The organism is Rhodococcus sp. PML026 (assembly GCF_000963615.1).
Classification (GTDB): domain Bacteria; phylum Actinomycetota; class Actinomycetes; order Mycobacteriales; family Mycobacteriaceae; genus Rhodococcoides; species Rhodococcoides fascians.
On the sequence record NZ_KQ031375.1, the window covers coordinates 672,497 to 692,649 of the forward strand.

The window sequence follows — 20,153 nt, forward strand, 5'->3', positions numbered from 1 at the left end:
GTTCGTGCACACGTCGCGAACGTGACCTCACTCGGGCTTGATTCGACGCCCCAGCAGGTGGCCCACCGCGTCCGGAACCGACATTCCCCCGTGACACACACGGTGCACGGCATCGGTCAACGGCATCTCGACGTCGTAGCTCTCGGCGAGCGCGCGCACCGACGTACAGGACTTCACGCCCTCGGCCACCTGCCCGTGCGCTGCTTCCTGCGCGCTCTCGAGGGAGCCGCCCGAACCGAGCCGCTCACCGAACGTACGGTTGCGCGAGAGCGGCGACGAGCAGGTGGCGACCAGATCTCCTACACCGGCGAGCCCGGACAGCGTCGACGGTGTGGCCCCGAGCGCGACTCCGAGCCGGATGATCTCGGCCAGGCCTCGGGTCATGATCGACGCGAGGGTGTTCTCGCCGTAGCCGACTCCGCTGGCCATTCCACAGGCGAGGGCGATGACGTTCTTGCACGCGCCACCGATCTCGGCACCGATGACGTCGGAGTTGGTGTACGGCCTGAAATATCCTGTGGCGCAAGCTTTTTGAATCTCAAGGGCTCGTTGCGAGTCGGAACACGCGATGACCGTCGCGGCCGGCTGCCCCTCGGCGATCGGGCGCGCCAGATTCGGCCCGGACAGGCAGGCCACCCGGCTGGGATCGGCCCCGGTCACCTGTGAAATCACCTGACTCATGCGCATGAGCGTTCCGGTCTCTATGCCCTTGGCCAGAGACAGCAGTGTCGCGTGCGGTGCGATCGCATCCGTCCACTCCCCCAGATTCGCGCGCAGACTCTGCGACGGCACCGCGAGCACCACGATGTCCGCGCCGTCGAGGGCGGTCGCCGGATCGCTCGTGGCGCGGATCGACGACGGCAGTTCGATTCCGGGGAGGTAGTCCGCGTTCTCGTGCCGTTCGCTGATCGAGGCAGCGAGTTCCTCTCGGCGCGCCCACATGGTGACATCGGTTCCGGCATCGGCCAACACTTTGGCGAATGCGGTACCCCACGACCCGGACCCCAGTACCGCTGCTCTGCTCATGCCGCCAACCTCTCACCTGCTCGCCGATGCCCTGCCTACGCGCGCATCACCCTAACGCGCAGACCTGCCCGGGCGGTCGGAGTCGGCAGACATCGGTGACGCTGGCAGGATCGAACACCATGGGCGCAATTCGAAGCAGCGACGACGACCGCGAGAGTCGGCCGTCCGATGCGCTGCGCCGCGCGGTCGGAGTCGTCATCGCGGTCAAGGACCTGACAGCGGCGAAGTCCCGTCTGGCGTCCGAGTTCTCCGGGGCCGACCGGACCCGATTGGTGCTCGCCATGTTCGTCGACACGGTCACCGCGGCCGGTTCGGTGTCGGTGGTCGATTCGGTCACCGTCGTCACACCCGATCCGGTCGTCGCCGACACCGCGCGACAAATCGGTGCCCGGGTGCTGGACGAACCGTCGGCTTCCGGCGCACGAGATCCCGAAGCCCGTCTCAATGCCGCATTCTCCGCTGCTGCGGCCGCACTGCGAGTCGATCACGCACCACGCGATCGCCACGGGAACCCCGGCGCGGCCCCGGCCGATCGGGTCGACATCGTTGCGCTGCAAGCGGATCTGCCTGCGCTGCGTCCCGCCGAACTCGCGCAGGCGTATGCGACGGCAATCTCCGGCGGCAGGTCGGTCGTGGTCGACCATCACGGCACCGGAACCGCAGCGCTGATCCTGAAGAATTCTGCCGACGAGCTCGCGCCGCTGTTCGGATCGGATTCCGCACGCCGCCACACCTTGTCGGGAGCGCGACCACTGGACGGCACGTGGCCGGGACTTCGACTCGACGTCGACACCGTCGACGACGTACGTCGGGCTCATCGACTCGGGGTCGGGCCGGAGACGACAGCCGTACTCCGCTCACTCGGTTGGAGCGACGAGGAATCCGCAACCACCGCGTGATTCGGTGAACGTGCGAACAAGTTCGGTCATCGGAGTTTCACCGACGGCGGGTATGGGGGATGATCGTGCTGTGAGCACAGACGACGCGCAGCCAGCGACCGAAGATCCGGCGATCGAGACCGCGGAGAGCAACGGTGCGGACAGCAACGGTGCGGAGCCGGTGTGGAGTGCCCCGGTGACCGCAACGATGCCGAGCATTCCCTCCGCCCTTCCTGCCGCCACTCCGAAATCGGTGGATGCTGCCATGGTGCTTCCCGAAAATCGGTACCTGAACCGGGAATTGAGCTGGCTGGATTTCAACTCCCGCGTTCTCGCGCTCGCAGAGGACTCGTCCCTGCCGCTACTCGAGCGTGCCAAGTTCCTGGCCATCTACGCGTCCAATCTGGACGAGTTCTACATGGTTCGTGTCGCAGGGCTCAAACGCCGCGACGAGACCGGACTGTCGGTTCGATCGGCCGATGGCATGACCCCGCGTGAGCAGCTCGCGGTCATCGGGCAGCGCACTCAGGAGCTCGCTCTCAAACACGCCCGAGTACTGCTCGATTCGATCCTGCCCGAGCTCACGGCCGAGGGCATCGCAATCATCCGGTGGTCCGATCTCGACAGCGACGAGCGTGCGCGTCTGTCCGACTATTTCACCGAACAGGTCTTCCCGGTTCTCACCCCGCTGGCAGTGGACCCGGCGCACCCCTTCCCGTACATCAGCGGCCTGAGCCTGAATCTCGCTGTGACGGTGAAGGATTACTCCACGACCGGCGAGCACTTCGCCCGCGTGAAGGTACCCGACAACGTCGACCGATTCGTGCGCGTCAAGCGCGGTGAGGGGAGCCATCGCATCGACGCCTTCCTGTCGATGGAGGAATTGATCTCGGCGCACCTCGACGTGTTGTTCCCCGGCATGGAGGTGGTCGAGAGCCACGCGTTCCGCATTACTCGCAACGCCGATTTCGAGGTCGAAGAGGACCGCGACGAGGATCTCCTGCAGGCACTCGAACGAGAGCTGGCGCGTAGGCGTTTCGGTTCTCCCGTCCGCCTCGAGATCGCCGACGACATGACCGAGCACATGCTCGAACTGTTGCTACGCGAACTCGACGTCGATCCGGGCGACGTCATTCAGGTTCCCGGTCTGCTCGATCTGTCGTGCCTGTGGCAGGTCTACAGCGTCGACCGCCCCAATCTCAAGGACGCTCCCTTCGTCCCGGCAACACATCCCGCGTTCGGTGAGCGCGAAACCCCGAAGAGCGTGTTCTCGACGCTGCGCGACGGCGACGTTCTGGTGCATCACCCGTACGACTCGTTCTCCACCAGCGTGCAGCGCTTCATCGAACAAGCTGCGGCCGACCCGCAGGTCCTCGCGATCAAGCAAACTCTGTACCGCACCTCGGGTGACTCACCGATCGTCAACGCACTCGTCGACGCTGCCGGGGCCGGCAAGCAGGTGGTAGCCCTCGTCGAGATCAAGGCACGATTCGACGAGCAGGCGAACATCGAGTGGGCACGCAAGCTCGAAAAGGCCGGGGTGCACGTGGTCTACGGCCTCGTCGGGTTGAAGACTCACTGCAAGACCTGCCTCGTCGTCCGCCGAGAAGGTTCGGTCATCCGCCGGTACTGCCATATCGGCACGGGCAACTACAACCCGAAGACGGCGCGTATCTACGAGGACGTCGGGTTGCTCACGTCGTCGCCCGAAATCGGTGCGGACCTCACCGACCTGTTCAACTCGCTCACCGGATACTCGCGAAAGTCCAAGTACCGCAATCTCCTCGTGGCCCCGTACGGCGTGCGACGCGGCATCGTCGAGCGCATCGAAGCGGAAGTCGAGCACCTCAAGGCGGGCCGCGCAGCCGGAATCCGCCTCAAGGCCAACGCTCTTGTCGACGAGCAGGTGATCGACGCTCTGTACCGCGCATCGGTCGCCGGGGTCCCCGTCAAGGTGGTCGTACGCGGGATCTGCGCGCTCAAGCCGGGCGTACCGGGCCTGTCGGAGAACATCGAAGTTCGGTCCATACTCGGCAGATTCCTCGAACACTCACGGGTTCTGCACTTCCAAGGTGCGGACGAATTCTGGATCGGCAGCGCCGACATGATGCACCGAAACCTCGACCGGCGAGTGGAAGTGATGGCCCAGGTCAAGGATCCGAAGCTGACCAAGCAACTCGGTGACATCTTCGACTCGGCCCTCGACCCCACCACCCGCTGCTGGGAACTGGGGCCGGACGGTGGCTGGGTCGCGTCGCCTGCGCAAGGCGAAAGTGTCCGAGAACACCAGGTGGAATTGATGCGCAGCCGGAGGAATCAGGCGTCCTGATGGGCACTTCCGATGGCTCCCCCCGCGCCAACATCTTCGCGGCCGGATCGATTCTGTGGCGACGATCGCCGGAGAAAGACTCGGTGGTGGAAGTAGCTCTGGTACACAGGCCGAAGTACGACGACTGGTCTTTTCCCAAGGGAAAGCTCGATCCCGGGGAGACAGCGGTCGACGCGGCTGTCCGAGAAGTCAAGGAGGAGACGGGCTTCGACTCGACTCTCGGACGGTCGCTGTCCTACGTCACCTACCCGATTCCCGGCCACCGTCGCATGAAGAAGGTGCTCTACTGGGCTGCCGAGGCAACCGGCGGAGAATTCGTCCCGAACGACGAAGTGGACGAACTCCGCTGGATCGCAACCGACAAGATCGGCGGCGAACTCTCGTATCCCATGGACCACAAGATTCTTCGACGATTCGTCGCCAAGCCGGCCGCTACGTCCACCGTGCTGCTGGTCCGGCACGGCAGTGCCGGCTCGCGGTCGCGATACAAGGGCAACGACGCCGATCGCCCCCTCGACAAGACCGGTAGACGTCAGGCCGAGGCACTCGTCTCACTGCTGGGCGCGTTCGGCGGTGACTCGGTGTATGCGGCCGACCGCGTCCGGTGCGAACAGACGGTCGCGCCGTTTGCCGAATCACTGGGCGTGCAGGTCGAACCGGAGCATCTGCTGTCCGAGGAGGGGTACGCCGAGGACCCCCGAAAGGGCCGCCACCGGGCTCGCGACATCGCCGAGTCCATGAGCACACCGGTGATCTGCAGCCAAGGCAAGGTGATCCCCGATCTCATGCGATGGTGGGCCGACAAGGACGGCATCACGTTGCCTGCCAACAGAAATCGAAAAGGGAGCGTGTGGGTGCTCTCGCGCCACGACGGTCGGCTCGTCGCGGCCGACCACATCGCCAGCCCGCTACCGAACCTGGTCGCCGACGACTGAGTCGCATCCGAGGATCCTCGGATCACGAACACGGCAGAAGGCCCCGACCGAAATTTCGGTCGGGGCCTTCTGTGGAGTGCGAGAACGGCCCGGTCCTGGATGACCGGTGCCGGTCGAGCGCTACTTCTTTGCAGCGCGCTTCGCGGGTGCCTTCTTGGCCGGAGCCTTCTTGGCGGGGGCCTTCTTGGCGACGGTCTTCTTGGCCGCTGTCTTGGCCGGAGCCTTCTTGGCAGGGGCCGTAGTGGTTGCGGCCTTGCGTGCGGTCGTCTTGGCCGGAGCCTTCTTGGCAGCAGCCGTCGTGGTCTTGCGTGCGGTTGTCTTTGCGGGAGCTGCCTTCTTGGCGGCGGTCTTTGCGGGAGCTGCCTTCTTGGCGGCAGTCTTCGCCGGAGCCGCCTTCTTGGCTGCCGCGGTGGTGGCCTTGCGGGCGGTAGTCTTCACCGCTGCCTTCTTGGCGGCCGTCTTCTTCGCTGCCGCAGTCTTCTTGGCCGGAGCTGCTGCCGAACCGCGCTTGACGGCAGGTCCGGTTGCGGGCAGCTTCTGTCCACCGGCGATGACGGCCTTGAACTGCGCGCCCGGACGGAATGCCGGTACGTTGGTCGGCTTGACGCGAACGGTCTCACCGGTGCGGGGGTTACGGGCGACACGCGCCGCGCGACGACGCTGCTCGAACACGCCGAAGCCCGTGATCGTGACACTTTCGCCGCGGTGGACCGCGCGCACGATGGTGTCGACGATGTTCTCGACAGCCTCTGTGGCGCTCCGCCTGTCAGACCCCAACTTCTCGGTCAGGGCGTCAATCAGCTCTGCCTTGTTCATGGATTTCCTCCGCTATATTGTGGCCCATCGTCGGACCGACTACTACAACGGTAAACCCCAAGTCGTCAAGAGTCTATGCGCCACGCCAATTTTCATTTCGGTGTCGCGGAATGCTTCACGGCCGCAAAGCGTGTCGGACCCCCCGTCCGTCAGCTTTTCGAAGGCTCTTCGATCCTTGCCGGAAGGGTGAGGGGTTTGTATGAAGGCCTTGACTTTTCGTACTCCGTAATGGCCTCTACCTGGCGTAATGTCAGTCCGATGTCGTCCAGACCCTCCAGCAGACGCCACCGCGTGTAGTCGTCAATCGCGAAGCGCACCACCAAGGTTCCAGCCGTGACCGTCTTGTCGACGAGGTCCACGACGAGCTCCAGACCGGGCTGTTCTTCTAAGGCTTTCCACAGCAATTCGACGTCCGATTGCTCCACCTCGGCCGCCACCAACCCGGCCTTGCCCATGTTTCCGCGGAAGATATCGGCGAATCTGGATGCGATGACGACCCTGAAACCGAAGTCCGACAGCGCCCAGACAGCGTGCTCGCGTGACGATCCCGTGCCGAAGTCCGGCCCGGCCACGAGAACCGATCCGCGGTCGTAGGGCGCGAGGTTCAAGATGAAGTTCGGATCGGACCGCCAACCGGCGAACAATCCGTCCTCGAATCCGGTGCGAGTCACGCGCTTGAGATAGACCGCCGGAATGATCTGGTCGGTGTCGACATTGGACCGCCGGAGCGGAACGCCGATGCCTTTGTGTCGAGTGAAAGCTTCCATCGAAATTTCTCCTGTGAGTTCGATCGATCCGGTCGGAGGGCTCGCTGCTACGCGAGATCCGCCGGAGAGGACAGGGTTCCGCGAACTGCAGTGGCCGCCGCAACCAGAGGCGACACGAGGTGAGTGCGACCACCCTTGCCCTGACGCCCCTCGAAATTGCGGTTGGACGTGGATGCCGAACGCTCTCCCGAGGTGAGCTGATCGGGGTTCATTCCCAGACACATCGAGCAGCCGGCCTGCCGCCACTCGGCCCCTGCTGCGGTGAAGATCTCACCGAGTCCTTCCTCTTCGGCCTGCGCGCGCACCCGCATCGACCCGGGTACCACCAGCATTCGCACGCCGTCTGCGACGCGGCGGCCCTCGAGGACGGACGCCACCGCACGCAGATCCTCGATGCGGCCGTTGGTGCAGGAGCCGACGAACACGGTGTCGACGGAGATCTCGCGGATCGGTGTACCGGCTTCGAGACCCATGTACTGCAAGGCCTTCTGGGCCGATACGCGCTCGCCTTCGTCGAGCATTGCCTCGGGATCGGGCACGGCATCTCCCAACGGAGCACCTTGACCCGGGTTCGTTCCCCAGGTGACGAACGGCGTCAGAGTGCTCGCATCGATGTGTACCTCGTTGTCGAACACCGCATCCGGGTCGGTTGCCAGTTCGTTCCAGGCGGCCACCGCCGCATCCCACTCCGCCCCCTGGGGCGCATGCGGCCGTCCCTTCAGGTATTCGTACGTGATCTCGTCGGGTGCGATCATGCCCGCGCGCGCCCCGGCCTCGATCGACATGTTGCAGATGGTCATTCGGGCTTCCATCGACAACTTGCGGATGGCCTCACCGCGATATTCGAGCACGTATCCCTGACCGCCGCCGGTGCCGATCTTGGCGATCACCGCGAGAATCAGATCCTTGCTCGTCACACCGGGAGCCAGTTCTCCGTCGACGGTGATGGCCATGGTCTTGAACGGTCGCAGAGACAGAGTCTGGGTGGCCATCACATGCTCGACCTCGCTGGTGCCGATTCCCATTGCGATCGAACCGAATGCACCGTGCGTCGAGGTGTGGCTGTCTCCGCACACGATGGTCATACCCGGCTGGGTCAGACCGAGCTGCGGGCCGATGATGTGGACGATGCCCTGATCGAGATCTCCCATCGGGTACAACCGAACTCCGAATTCCTCGCAGTTGCGGCGCAGAGTATCGACCTGGGTGCGTGAGACGAGATCGGCGATCGGCGCGAAGATGTCGGCCGTCGGGACGTTGTGGTCCTCCGTTGCGATCGTCAGGTCCGGGCGACGAAGCTCGCGGCCGGCCAAACGCAGACCGTCGAATGCCTGGGGGCTGGTGACCTCGTGTACGAGGTGCAGATCGACGTAGATCAGATCCGGCTCACGTGCACCGCCTTCTCCCCCACCGGGGACGACCACATGTTGGTCCCACACCTTCTCCGCCAGCGTCTTCGGCGCTTGTGCTACGGACGCATCGGATTTCGTCGTTTCGGACATCGCTGTCGCAGACCTCGTCTTCCCTGTCGTCGCGCCGGCGGACGGGCTGGTCCACCTCGCGTGATCGTCTCGACATCGTCCCCCGCGGCACGCTGGACTTCTCACGGTTGTGCAATCTCAGCATTCGGGAGGCTAATATCGTTCTATGAGACAGCATAGCCTGAGCGGCGCCGTCGACAAATCGAGCGGTATCGGTGTCCTCGACAAGGCCATGGCCGTGTTGCATGCAGTGGCCGAGACACCCTGCACTCTCAACGACCTGTGTGCCCGCACAGCGCTCCCCCGCGCCACTGCGCATCGGCTCGCGGTCGGACTCGAAACCCACCGCCTCCTCGTGCGCGATTCCGACGGATTGTGGCGCACCGGTCCGGGGCTGGGGGAATTGGCGGCGAGCGCGTCGGATGCGCTGCTCGACGCCGCAGCATCGGTACTGCCTCGGCTTCGCGAAATCACCGGAGAGAGCGTGCAGATCTACCGCCGCGAGGGGACCGTTCGCGTCTGTGTCGCATCCATGGAGCCCCCGACCGGTCTCCGAGATACCGTGCTCGTCGGGGCCCGGCTACCCATGACAGCCGGCTCCGGTGCGAAAGTTCTTCTGGCGTGGGCAGATTCGCAGACTCAACGCACAGTGCTGCCGGACGCCGAATTCGGCGAACGGGTGCTGCTGGAGATCCGCAGGCGAGGGTGGGCGCAGAGCGCAGGTGAACGTGAGCCGGGGGTCGCGAGCGTCTCGGCTCCCGTTCGCGACAGCAACGACACTGTCGTGGCGGCGATCTCGGTGTCCGGCCCGATCGACCGCATCGGACGCAAGCCGGGCGCACGCTGGGCGGCAGACCTGCTCGCCGCCGCCGACGCGCTGCACAAGCGCCTCTGAGCGCCGAACCGAGGCCGATCGAGCGGCACCCCACCAAAAACCGGCTGAAGAGGCCGCAGAAGTGGAGTACGTTCGTCTCGAACGGCCCACCCGGCCGGTCGCCGACTGCAAGGAGTGCCCCATGTCAGAATCCGGCAGCGAAGAGTTGAAGAAGAAGTTCCGCGAGGTTCTCGAACAGAAGAACAGCAAGTCGCACAATTCCGTCGACCACAAGGACGGTGGCCCCAAGGTGAACAATGTCCACGGTCCGGCCGATCACCAGAAGATGTTCCGCCGCAAGAGCGTCTGACGCGAAGCGACACCACCGCACGACAGCAACGACGGTCACACCGAAACGACAGAACCCCCTCGATCCGGAGATCGAGGGGGTTCTGTCTTCGTAGCCCCGACGGGATTCGAACCCGCGCTACCGCCTTGAGAGGGCGGCGTCCTAGGCCGCTAGACGACGGGGCCAGGAACTTCACCTGCATTGTTGACGCTGTATCGAACACGTGATGCTGAGGTAGCTTAACTGCCTCGGCATCGGCGGCAAAATCGCCGCTCACCTGCTCGCTGGGGTACCAGGACTCGAACCTAGAATGGCGGTACCAGAAACCGCTGTGTTGCCAATTACACCATACCCCAATGGACTTGAATCGAAGTACGCATCCGATCGATGTGCACTGCGTTTCGAGCCGGGATAGAGACTATCAAAGGTCACTACCCATTCTCCAAATCGGCTGCTCAGAGCCCTGATAACCGCCCTCGACCGCCCGCGCGGCCCGCTCGGACACCATCGCGTGAACGCAGAACCCGCGCATCGTCGGCCGCAGAGCATGCAGCAGACTCCTGTTTCGTGAGCGTTCTCGAACTTCGCAGACGCCGATGAAGGTGCTGCTCGTTCCCCAGGGCAACCGGGCCGTGCTGATCCGCCTCGACGAGGACGGCTCCCCGTCCGGCGGCAGTTCCCCTGCCGAGGAGGTGACCGACGATCTGGTGGGCTCCGTGGCCGCTGTCGAGCGAGAGCACGCTCCCCGCTGGGTGTGGGAGGACACGAGCCGCATCTACCCGCGACTGCTCGACGCAGGGGTGCGGGTCCGGCGCTGCCACGATCTCGCCCTCGTCGGTGCCATTCTGGCGATGCGAACGGGGCGCACCACGACACCGTCCACACCCGCAGACCTGCGACCCGGATTGTTCGACGCCGACCCGCATGCCGATCCGGTGGCAGTGCTCGCCCACTACCGCCGTCAGATCGAGGAGATCGGTGACGATCGGGGGCTGCAGCTGTTGGCGGCCGCCGAGTCGGCCGGAGGTCTGGCCGCGGCGGAGATGACCTTCGACGGATTGCCGTTCTCGGCCGCTGCGCATCGGCGGCACCTCGACGCGACCCTCGGTGCGAGGCCGGTCGACGGATCGACTCCTCCTGCGTTGGTGAAGCTCGAGAACGAGATCTCGTCGGTGTTCGGGCGCCGCGTGAACCCCGGTTCACCCGCAGAGGTGGTCGCCGCGTTCGCGCGCGCCGGTATCGAGCTCACATCCACTCGAGCACACGTGATCCGAGACATCGACCATCCTGCGGTGCCGCTGTTGCTTAGCCACCGAGATCTGTCGAAACTGCACAGCACCAACGGGTGGACGTGGCTGGACGCGTGGGTTCGCGGAGATCGTTTCCGGCCGGTCTACGTGCCGGGGGCCGTCGTCTCCGGCCGCTGGGCGAGCCGGGGCGGTGGGGGTCTGCAGATCCCGAAACCGCTGCGCGCCAGCGTGATCGCCGACTCGGGGTACACCTTCGTCGCCGCCGACGCCGGCCAGCTCGAGCCCCGCATTCTCGCCGCGATGTCGGGTGACCCTCGCATGGTCGCCGCTGCGGGAACAGCGGATCTCTACGCCCCCGTCGCCGCCGAGTCGTTCGACGGTGATCGTGCGCACGCCAAGGTCGCTGTTCTCGGAGTGCTGTACGGCGCGACGTCGGGTGAGGCTCGTGCGTTGCTGACCCGCCTACGCGCCAGATTCCCCGACGCGGTGGCGGTCGTGGAAGAGGCGGCGCGGGCCGGTGAGCGGGGCGAGGTGGTCCGGTCGTGGCTGGGCCGAGCGTGCCCTCCCCCTACGCCGCAATGGTGGTCCACCGGTGACGCCCACGCGCGTGGCCGATTCACGCGCAACTTCGTGGTGCAGGCGACCGCAGCCGAGTGGGCGCTGTGCCTGTTGGCAGATCTGCGCGGGCGATTGCGGTCGAGCAGAAGTGAGTTGGTGTTCTTTCAGCACGACGAAGTAGTCGTGCATTGTCCACTCGGAGACGCACCGTGGGTGTCCGAGGCCGTTGCGGCGGCGGCAGAGTCGGCTACGCGTCTGATGTTCGGCGACACGGCAGTGCTCTTCCCGATGGAGACCAGGATCGACCGCTTCTACGGTGCCCCGGCTGCCGAGCCGGAGTTCGGGCCGGAGTCCGACTGAGCGCTCGGTGGGTCCTCGAACGTCACGTCTATTTCCTCGAACGCAGTACTGCGCTGCGCTTCTGCCTGTCCGGTGTAGGTGAGTTTGTCACCTTCGGTCAGGTCGACGTCGTCGGTGAACGGGGCCAGAAGGGCCCGCGGGAACAGCCTGTCGACACGAACCACGTTGATCTCGATGCAGATCACGATCGATACCGAGGTCACGTACAGAAAGGCCAACAGCCCGAGCACGACCGCAAAGACACCGTTCGTCACCGTCGCACTTGCAGCGACGTACTTCACGTACACACCGCCGAAGGTCTGCAGCAGCTGCCACGTCAGACCGGCCGCTATGGCTCCCGGGAGTACCTGTCCGATCGACACCGCCCGCACTGTGGCGAGCCGAAACGCAACGACGAACACCCCGACGTACAGCAGCGTTCCGATCACGAACACGACGAGACCGGATTCCGGGCCGAAATATCCTGCAGCACTAAGCACATTGAGTGCGGTGATCGCCAGTACCGCCAGACCCACGGTGCTCAGCAAACCCAATCCCCGCACTCGGGCTCGAATGGGATCGGGCCGAAGATTCTTCGGTACGGCCCATGCGGTGTTCATCGCGTTCTGCAACGCAACGGACACGCCGAGTCCGCCGTACAGCGACCCGAGGATACCCACCGTCAGACCGACCGTGCCGCCACCTATCCGTTCGGGACGCCCCAGTTCTTCCCCGATCGCCGGGATCTGACCGAGTGCAGAGTTCAGGATCTGTTGTTGCAGCTCCGGGTTGCCCATCAACACGATGCCCAGAATCACGGAGAAGAGCAGCAGCGCAGGAAAGAGCGAGACGAATGCGTAGTACGTGATCAGCGCGGCCAGGTAACCACCCTGATCGTCGACGAACTTGTAGACCACCGCAATCGGAAATCCGAGAACCGGACGCCTGCGCTGCAGTCGATCCAGTCGGTCGGCGACGCTCATGTGCGAAAGTCTCCGACCGACCTCGACGGCCGACGTCGCACCGCCGTCACGCGATAAGGGTACGTGCGGCGGTCAGACGAGCGAGGGTCCTCTCGCGGCCGAGAAGTTCCATGGACTCGTACAGCGGCGGGCTGATGTGGGAGCCGGTGACTCCCACCCGAACCGGCGCGAAGGCCTTGCGGGGCTTGAGTTCCATCTTCTCGATGAGCGCGTCCTTGAGGGCGACTTCCAGCTCGGCCGTCGACCAATCCGTCACTGCGGTCAGTGCTTCGATGGCGGCGTCGAGTACCGGTGCCGCGTCTGCGCCGAGATTCTTGGCCGCCGCTGCAGGATCGATCTCGAACTCCGCGTCGTCGACGAAGAGGAACTTCAGCAGGCCCCACGCATCCGACAGCACGACGATGCGCGTCTGCACCAGATCCGCTGCGACAGCGAACATCTTCTCGTCGACCGGCTCGGTGAGATGCCCTCGAGCAACGAGGAATTCGCGTAACCGTGCCGCGAAGTCGTCTGCAGCCAACATCCTGATGTGCTCGGCGTTGATCGCGTCGGCCTTCTTCTGGTCGAAGCGCGCAGGGTTGGAATTGACCGACGAGATCTCGAACGCCGCCACCATCTCGTCGAGCGAGAACACGTCGTGATCGTCGGAGATGCCCCACCCGAGAAGCGCCAGGTAGTTCAGCAGCCCCTCCGGGACGAAGCCTCGGTCGCGGTGGATGAACAGGTTCGATTCGGGGTCACGCTTGGACAGCTTCTTGTTGCCCTGGCCCATCACGAACGGCAGATGTCCGAACTCCGGGGTGCGGTCGGCCACACCGATTCGGATCAGGGCCTCGTACAGTGCGAGCTGTCGAGGCGTCGACGACAACAGGTCCTCGCCGCGCAGCACGTGCGTGATCTTCATCAGTGCGTCGTCGACCGGATTGACCAACGTGTACAGCGGAACTCCGTTGCCGCGAGTCAAGGCGAAGTCCGGTACGGTCCCCGCCTTGAACGTGGTCTCGCCGCGTACGAGGTCGTTCCACGTCAGATCGTGATCGGGCATGCGCAGCCGCACGACGGCCCCACGTCCCTCGTCGAGGAATCCCTGCCGCTGCTCCGGCGTCAGGTCGCGGTCGAAGTTGTCGTAGCCGAGCTTGGGGTCACGCCCGGCGGCCTTGTGCCTCGCTTCGACTTCCTCGGGCGTCGAGAACGACTCGTAGGCTTCGCCGGCATCGAGCAGTTGCTGTACGACAGCCACATGCTGGTCGCGTCGCTGCGACTGGCGGTAGGGCTCGTAGGGACCGCCCACCTCGGGGCCCTCGTCCCAATCCAGACCGAGCCATCGCAGCGCGTCGAGCAACGCTGCGTAGGACTCCTCGGAATCGCGAGCGGCGTCGGTGTCCTCGATCCGAAAGACGAAGGTGCCGCCGTGATGTCGCGCGAACGCCCAGTTGAACAGGGCGGTGCGGACCAGACCGACGTGCGGTGTGCCGGTGGGCGACGGGCAGAACCGAACGCGGACATCTGCTGCTGTGGTCATCGTTGTCCTACTTCTTCGCTGCGACTGGGTTGGTCAAGGTACCGATTCCCTCGACGGTGATCGACACACTGTCTCCGTCGGTGATGGGGCCGACACCCTCGGGCGTTCCGGTCAGAATGACGTCTCCGGGCAGCAGGGTCATCACTGCGGACACCCACTCGATGATCTTCGGAATATCGTGCAGTAGAAGCGAAGTACGACTCTGCTGCTTGACGACGCCGTCGACCTCGGTCTTGATCTCGAGGTCCGAAGGATCGAGGGACGTCTCGATCCACGGCCCGAGGGGGCAGAACGTGTCGTGCCCCTTCGCCCGGGTCCACTGCCCGTCGTGCTTCTGATGGTCGCGTGCCGAGACGTCGTTGGCGACGGTGTATCCGAGCACCACGTCGTACGCCTTGGAGGCGGGCACTTCCTTGCACGGACGACCGATCACGATGGCGAGTTCGCCTTCGTAGTGCACCTCGTTCGACGACGGAGGCAGCACGATGGCCGCACCCGGACCGACGATGGAGGTGTTCGGCTTGATGAAAATGACGGGAGTCTCCGGCGCTTCACCACCCATCTCGGCGGCGTGCGCGGCGTAGTTCTTACCGATGGCGATCACCTTGCTGGCGAGGATCGGTGCGAGCAGTCGCACGTCGGCCAGTGGCCACGATCGACCCGTGAACGTCGGTGTGCCGAAAGGATGTTCGGCAATTTCCTTCGCCGTCCGGGCATCCCCCTCACCTTCGATACTCACGAATGCCACACCATCAGGACTTGCAATTCGACCGAGACGCATGTCGAAAGTCTATCGACCGCCGTTCTCCGCACGCCGATGCCGTCCTGTCCGTCGATCTTTCGCCGGTGTAATGTTTCGATCTGTATCCAGATAGCAAGATTATGGGTTCACATAGTGAGACGAGAGGCCGGAATGAGCGCCACGAAGCAGCTGTCCAGTATCGGCGAGACGCGACGGTGGTTCATGCTCGTGCTCGGGATGCTCGCGCAGACTGCCGGTGCCGTCTTCATCAACGGTGCTGCATTTCTCATTCCCGCCCTGCACGACGACCGGGGACTCGGACTTGCGACCGCAGGATTCGTGGTTGCGATGCCGACCGTGGGCATCATGCTGACCCTCATCGCATGGGGCGTGCTCGTCGACCGCATCGGCGAACGTCTCGTTCTCGTGATCGGGCTCGGGCTCACCGCTGCCGCGAGCCTGGCTGCGGTGGTCAGCACGTCCATTCCGGCGCTCGCCGCCCTGCTGTTGATCGGCGGTATGTCTGCGGCCAGCGCGAACAGCGCGAGCGGACGCGTCGTGGTGGGCTGGTTTCCGCCGCACCGTCGTGGGCTGGCCATGGGCATCAGACAGATGTCGGTTCCCCTCGGCGTGGCCGTCGCGGCACTGACCATCCCGCCTGTCGCGCGTGACCACGGCGTCGGCGCGGCCCTGCTCGTGCCTGCTGCCGTCTGCGCTGCGAGCGCTCTGCTGTGCCTGGCCGTGGTCGACCCTCCCCGTCCGAACCGCACCGATGCGGCGGCGCAGGGTCTGCTCGACAATCCGTACCGCAACAGCAGCCAACTGTGGCGCATTCACGCCACGTCCATCCTGTTGGTGGTGCCGCAGTACGTTGTGTGGACGTATGCGCTCGTGTGGCTGATGACCGACCGAGGCTGGACGGCCGCGGCCGCGGGTGTCCTCGTCACGCTGACCCAGATTCTCGGCGCACTGGGTCGGATGAGCGTGGGCGCGCTGTCCGATCGTGTCGGTAGCCGCATGCGGCCTTTGCGGTGGGTGGCCGTGACAGCCGCTGCCAGCATGCTCGGGCTCGGCATCGCCGACTGGTTCGACTCCCCCGCCGCCATCGTCCTGCTCGTCGTCGCGTCCGTCGCCACCGTTGCCCCGAACGGCCTCGCGTTCACTGCTGTCGCGGAAATCTCGGGACCGTATTGGAGCGGACGCGCTCTCGGGGTACAGAACACGAGCCAGTACGTGTTCGCCTCGGCTGTACCGCCGGTGTTCGGGGCGATCGCGGCCATCAGCTTCCCCGTGGCGTTCCTGGTCTCGGCGGTCTTTCCCGCGCTCTCCGTACCGATCGTGCCCGACGATCCGGCACCCGAGCCCACGGACGAGACGTCCGACACCGGTGCAGACCGCGCCCGCTGACGTGCCCAAGGGGTGACCTGCCCGTGATACACGACATGCCACGGTGGGCTGTCGGCCCACCGTGGCATGTCGTGGCGTGAGAGTTACAGGCGAGCGGCGATCCGAGCGCCGATCTCTTTCGTCGACGCGGTCGTGGTTCCCCGCTCGGCGAGATCCGCTGCGACAGCGGCTTCTACTCGCGCGGCCCCCGCCGCGTCGCCGAGATGATCGAGTAGCAAGGACACCGACAGGATGGCAGCGGTCGGATCGGCCTTCTGCTGTCCCGCGATGTCGGGCGCGCTACCGTGCACCGGCTCGAACATGCTGGGGTTGGTACCGGTGGCGTCGATGTTTCCACTTGCGGCCAAACCGATTCCGCCGGTGACGGCAGCCGAGAGGTCGGTCACGATGTCGCCGAACAGATTGTCGGTGACGATCACGTCGAACCGGCCGGGATCGGTGACGAGGTGGATCATCGCGGCATCGATGTGCTGATACGCGACCTCGACGTCCGGGAAGTCCGCCGAGACTGCCTCGACCGTGCGGGCCCACAGGCTACCGGCGAACGTGAGCACGTTGGTCTTGTGCAACAGCGTCAGGTGCTTCCTGCGGGTCAGCGCCCGCTCGAAACCGTTGCGCACCACCCGCTCCACGCCGTAACGAGTGTTGACGCTGACCTCGGTGGCCACCTCGTGCGGTGTACCGACGCGCAGTGCACCACCGTTGCCGGTGTACGGCCCCTCGGTACCCTCCCGAACGACGACGACATCGATCTGCTTGTCCCCGGCCAGCGGACCGACCACGCCCGGGTACAACTTGGCCGGCCGCAGATTGATGTGGTGATCGAGCTCGAATCGCGCCCGCAGCAACAGCCCACGCTCGAGCACACCGCTGGGCACCGACGGATCGCCGATCGCTCCCAACAGAATTGCGTCGTGCTCACGCAGTTCTGCCAACACCGAATCCGGCAGCAACTCTCCGGTGGCGTTGTAACGCCGCGCCCCGAGGTCGTACTCGGTCTTCTCGGCTCCGGGTGCGACCACGTCGAGAACGGCAAGCGCTTCGGCGACGACCTCCGGTCCGATTCCGTCCCCGGCGATGACGGCCAGCTTCATTTCACTCCTCGTAGTTCGTGTCGGTCCGATCGGCTGCGAGCGATCAGGACAGGTCGACCAGCTCGATGGTGGAGGCACCCACAGCGGTGGCAATGCTCGCACTGAGCTCGGCCGGAACGTCCTTGTCGACGCGCAGCAGAATCGTTGCGCCGTCACCCTCGGAGTCCTGGCTCAGTGCTGCGGCCTGGATGTCGATTCCGGCGTCGCCGAGCAGAGTGCCGATTCGACCCAGGCTGCCGGGCTGATCCGCGTAGTTGACGATGAGGTTCTTGCCCTCGGCGCGGAGGTCGAAGTTGCGGCCGTTGATGTTGACGATCTTCTCGACCTGCGAGGTACCCGTCAGAGTGCCGGCAACGTTGAGGACCGATCCGTCACCGTAGACGGCGCGAATGTCGACGACACTGCGGTGATTCTCGCTCTCGGGAGCGGTGGTCACTTCTGCTGTGACACCGCGCTCCTCGGCGAGCGACGGAGCGTTGACGAACGTGACCGAATCCTCGATGACGGCCGAGAACAGTCCGCGCAGCGCGGACAGTTTCAGGATCTGCACGTCCTCGCTCGCGAGTTCGCCGCGAACGTCCACCGACAACGAGGTGGGAAGTTCGTCGGACAGGGCTCCGAGCAGCACACCCTGCTTACGCACGATTTCGAGCCACGGCGATACCTCTTCGCCGACGGCCCCACCCTTGACGTTGACCGCGTCGGGTACGAATTCGCCTGCGAGAGCCAGCAATACGGACTTGGCCACATCAGTGCCCGCTCGGTCCTGCGCTTCGGTGGTCGATGCCCCGAGGTGGGGAGTGACGACGACCTGCGGCAGCTCGAACAACGGGCTGTCGGTGCACGGCTCGGAGGCGTAGACGTCGATGCCCGCGGCGAACACGTGACCGGAGGTGATGGCGTCGGCCAGTGCCTGCTCGTCGACCAGTCCACCGCGTGCGGCGTTGACGACGATGACCCCGGGCTTGGTCTTGGCGAGGGCTTCCTTGCCGATGATGCCCTTGGTCTCCGGCGTCTTCGGCAGGTGCACCGAGAACATGTCGGCCCGCTCGAGCAGCTCGTCCAGGCTCACCAGTTCGATACCGAGCTGCGCCGCGCGCGCTGCCGAGACGTAGGGGTCGTACGCGATGATGTGGGTCTCGAACGCGGCCAGACGCTGTGCGAACAGCTGGCCGATACGGCCGAGTCCGACGACGCCGACGGTCTTGCCGAAGATCTCGACACCGTTGAACTTGCTGCGCTTCCACTCGTGCTGACGCAGAGTGGCGTCGGCAGCGGGGATCTGGCGCGCGGCCGCGAGAAGCAACGTCACCGCATGCTCGGCGGCCGTGTGGATGTTGGAGGTCGGTGCGTTGACGACGAGGACGCCGCGCTCGGTGGCTGCGGGTACGTCGACGTTGTCCAGGCCGACACCGGCGCGGGCGACGATCTTGAGGTTGGTCCCGGCAGCGAGCACCTCGGCGTCGACCGTGGTCGCGGACCGCACGAGAATGGCGTCGGCCTCGGGAACTGCAGCGAGCAACGCGGGGCGATCCGGACCGTCGACCCAGCGAACCTCGACGCCGTCGCCCAGTGCCTCGACGGTGGACGGCGCAAGTTTGTCGGCGATCAGAACGACAGGACGGCCTGGCTGGCTCACGTGAAAAACTCCCTATATCGGTTCGAGACGTGGTCGGAAAAATTCGGCGGGCTGTGCAGCACGAACAGTTTAGAGGTCCGAGACGTCACACGGTGACGCCACCGGACTCACGCACCGAAGGGCACCCCCGGCAATCCAGGGGTGCCCTTCGATCAGATTGCGTGACAACGCGATTCGATGAGAATCAGGCCGTCTCGGTGATCGGGCGGTCGACCCAGCTCATGAGGTCGCGCAGCTTCTTGCCGGTGACCTCGATGGGGTGCTCGGCGTTGGCCTTGCGCAGGCCTTCGAGCTCGGTGTTGCCGTTCTCGACGTTGGCGACGAGGCGACGGGTGAATTCGCCCGACTGGATGTCGGCCAGGATGGCCTTCATGCGCTCCTTGGTGCCTGCGTCGATGACGCGCGGTCCGGAGAGGTACCCACCGAACTCCGCGGTGTCGGACACCGAGTAGTTCATGCGGGCGATGCCGCCCTCGTACATGAGGTCGACGATGAGCTTGAGCTCGTGCAGCACCTCGAAGTACGCCATCTCGGGTGCGTAGCCGGCCTCGACCATGACCTCGAAGCCCGTCTTGACGAGTTCTTCGGTGCCGCCGCACAGCACGGCCTGCTCACCGAACAGGTCGGTCTCGGTCTCTTCCTTGAACGTGGTCTTGATGACGCCTGCGCGGGTGCCGCCGATGCCCTTGGCCCACGACAGCGCGAGGGCCTGACCCTCACCCTTCGGGTCCTGATCGATGGCGATGAGCGCGGGAACACCCTTACCGTCGACGAACTGACGACGCACGAGGTGGCCGGGGCCCTTGGGGGCAACCATGCCGACGGTCACGAACTCCGGAGCCTTGATCAGGTCGAAGTGAATGTTGAGGCCGTGGCCGAAGAACAGCGCGTCGCCGTCCTTCAGGTTGGGCTCGATCTCCTCGGAGAAGATCTTGGCCTGAGCGGTATCGGGTGCGAGCACCATGATCACGTCGGCCCACTCGGACACCTCTGCGGGAGTTCCGACCTTCAGGCCCTGCTCCTCCGCCTTGGCACGGGACTTCGAGCCTGCCGCCAGGCCGATGCGAACATCGACGCCGGAGTCGCGCAGGCTGAGCGAGTGCGCGTGGCCCTGGCTTCCGTAGCCGATCACAGCGACCTTGCGGCCCTGGATGATCGACAGATCAGCATCGTCGTCGTAGAACATCTCGACTGCCACTGGTTGTTACCTTTCCTCTTGGGTTT

General features: G+C 65.0%; 17 protein-coding genes and 2 tRNA genes. 7 read left to right on the top strand and 12 right to left on the bottom strand.

From position 1 onward, the window contains the following. Positions 1–27: 27 nt before the first annotated feature. The gene (locus tag VF34_RS18615; protein WP_027496659.1) at positions 28–1,026 is read right to left on the bottom strand and encodes an NAD(P)H-dependent glycerol-3-phosphate dehydrogenase; all 999 of its coding nucleotides are present in this window, start codon (positions 1,024–1,026) and stop codon (positions 28–30) included. A 119-nt stretch (positions 1,027–1,145) separates the two neighbouring features. Between VF34_RS18615 and cofC the strand changes: the two genes are divergently transcribed. The 3 genes from cofC (at position 1,146) to VF34_RS18630 (ending at position 5,168) form a co-directional block, all read left to right on the top strand. Next, on the top strand, positions 1,146–1,925 hold the full coding sequence (gene cofC, locus VF34_RS18620) for a 2-phospho-L-lactate guanylyltransferase (RefSeq protein ID WP_082079224.1): 780 nt from the start codon (positions 1,146–1,148) through the stop codon (positions 1,923–1,925). A 187-nt stretch (positions 1,926–2,112) separates the two neighbouring features. Then, entirely contained in the window at positions 2,113–4,233 is a 2,121-nt protein-coding gene (locus VF34_RS18625) for an RNA degradosome polyphosphate kinase (protein ID WP_231578254.1), read from the top strand. Beyond that, positions 4,233–5,168 carry an NUDIX hydrolase gene (locus tag VF34_RS18630; RefSeq protein ID WP_045841871.1) on the top strand — a complete coding sequence of 312 codons (936 nt, stop codon included), beginning with the start codon at positions 4,233–4,235 and terminating at the stop codon, positions 5,166–5,168. The genes VF34_RS18625 and VF34_RS18630 overlap by 1 nt, the downstream gene beginning before the upstream one ends. A gap of 120 nt (positions 5,169–5,288) precedes the next feature. Here the strand turns inward: VF34_RS18630 and VF34_RS18635 are convergent, their stop codons facing one another. The 3 genes from VF34_RS18635 to leuC form a co-directional block, all read right to left on the bottom strand. Next, positions 5,289–5,984, bottom strand: a complete 696-nt coding sequence (locus VF34_RS18635; protein ID WP_027496655.1) for an HU family DNA-binding protein — start codon at positions 5,982–5,984, stop codon at positions 5,289–5,291. Between the two features lie 149 nt (positions 5,985–6,133). Beyond that, positions 6,134–6,751, bottom strand: a complete 618-nt coding sequence (gene leuD / locus VF34_RS18640) for a 3-isopropylmalate dehydratase small subunit (RefSeq protein WP_032366380.1) — start codon at positions 6,749–6,751, stop codon at positions 6,134–6,136. Between the two features lie 47 nt (positions 6,752–6,798). After that, the gene (leuC, locus tag VF34_RS18645) at positions 6,799–8,253 is read right to left on the bottom strand and encodes a 3-isopropylmalate dehydratase large subunit (RefSeq protein WP_045841872.1); all 1,455 of its coding nucleotides are present in this window, start codon (positions 8,251–8,253) and stop codon (positions 6,799–6,801) included. A 145-nt stretch (positions 8,254–8,398) separates the two neighbouring features. On the opposite strand from leuC, the gene VF34_RS18650 reads away from it, so the two are divergent. Continuing rightward, positions 8,399–9,127, top strand: a complete 729-nt coding sequence (locus VF34_RS18650) for an IclR family transcriptional regulator (RefSeq protein ID WP_032366378.1) — start codon at positions 8,399–8,401, stop codon at positions 9,125–9,127. Between the two features lie 121 nt (positions 9,128–9,248). Continuing rightward, entirely contained in the window at positions 9,249–9,416 is a 168-nt protein-coding gene (locus VF34_RS25355; protein WP_157889886.1) for a DUF5302 domain-containing protein, read from the top strand. 91 nt (positions 9,417–9,507) lie between these two features. On the opposite strand, the gene VF34_RS18660 is transcribed toward VF34_RS25355, so the two are convergent. Then, a tRNA-Glu gene (locus VF34_RS18660) sits at positions 9,508–9,580 on the bottom strand. A gap of 99 nt (positions 9,581–9,679) precedes the next feature. Further along, positions 9,680–9,751: transfer RNA gene (locus VF34_RS18665), tRNA-Gln, on the bottom strand. 240 nt (positions 9,752–9,991) lie between these two features. Between VF34_RS18665 and VF34_RS18670 the strand changes: the two genes are divergently transcribed. After that, positions 9,992–11,563 (top strand): bifunctional 3'-5' exonuclease/DNA polymerase, encoded by a 1,572-nt coding sequence (locus VF34_RS18670; RefSeq protein ID WP_032372643.1) that lies wholly within the window; start codon positions 9,992–9,994, stop codon positions 11,561–11,563. Here the strand turns inward: VF34_RS18670 and VF34_RS18675 are convergent. From VF34_RS18675 to VF34_RS18685, 3 genes are read right to left on the bottom strand one after another with little or no spacing between them, the layout of a single operon-like run. After that, positions 11,515–12,525, bottom strand: a complete 1,011-nt coding sequence (locus tag VF34_RS18675; protein WP_032366375.1) for a YihY/virulence factor BrkB family protein — start codon at positions 12,523–12,525, stop codon at positions 11,515–11,517. The genes VF34_RS18670 and VF34_RS18675 overlap by 49 nt on opposite strands. A 46-nt stretch (positions 12,526–12,571) precedes the next feature. After that, positions 12,572–14,047 (bottom strand): glutamate--tRNA ligase, encoded by a 1,476-nt coding sequence (gene gltX / locus VF34_RS18680; protein WP_032372644.1) that lies wholly within the window; start codon positions 14,045–14,047, stop codon positions 12,572–12,574. Between the two features lie 7 nt (positions 14,048–14,054). Then, on the bottom strand, positions 14,055–14,828 hold the full coding sequence (locus VF34_RS18685; RefSeq protein ID WP_045841873.1) for a fumarylacetoacetate hydrolase family protein: 774 nt from the start codon (positions 14,826–14,828) through the stop codon (positions 14,055–14,057). 132 nt (positions 14,829–14,960) lie between these two features. Here VF34_RS18685 and VF34_RS18690 point away from each other — a divergent pair, with 132 nt between their 5' ends. After that, the gene (locus VF34_RS18690; RefSeq protein WP_032372854.1) at positions 14,961–16,196 is read left to right on the top strand and encodes an MFS transporter; all 1,236 of its coding nucleotides are present in this window, start codon (positions 14,961–14,963) and stop codon (positions 16,194–16,196) included. A gap of 83 nt (positions 16,197–16,279) precedes the next feature. Here VF34_RS18690 and VF34_RS18695 read toward each other — a convergent pair whose 3' ends face one another. The 3 genes from VF34_RS18695 to ilvC all read right to left on the bottom strand — a co-directional run bounded on the left by VF34_RS18695 (position 16,280) and on the right by ilvC (position 20,115). Then, positions 16,280–17,290 (bottom strand): 3-isopropylmalate dehydrogenase, encoded by a 1,011-nt coding sequence (locus tag VF34_RS18695; RefSeq protein ID WP_032370768.1) that lies wholly within the window; start codon positions 17,288–17,290, stop codon positions 16,280–16,282. A 43-nt stretch (positions 17,291–17,333) separates the two neighbouring features. Next, the gene (serA, locus tag VF34_RS18700; protein WP_027496645.1) at positions 17,334–18,929 is read right to left on the bottom strand and encodes a phosphoglycerate dehydrogenase; all 1,596 of its coding nucleotides are present in this window, start codon (positions 18,927–18,929) and stop codon (positions 17,334–17,336) included. 184 nt (positions 18,930–19,113) lie between these two features. Then, positions 19,114–20,115 carry a ketol-acid reductoisomerase gene (gene ilvC, locus VF34_RS18705; RefSeq protein ID WP_170944858.1) on the bottom strand — a complete coding sequence of 334 codons (1,002 nt, stop codon included), beginning with the start codon at positions 20,113–20,115 and terminating at the stop codon, positions 19,114–19,116. Positions 20,116–20,153: the final 38 nt, after the last annotated feature.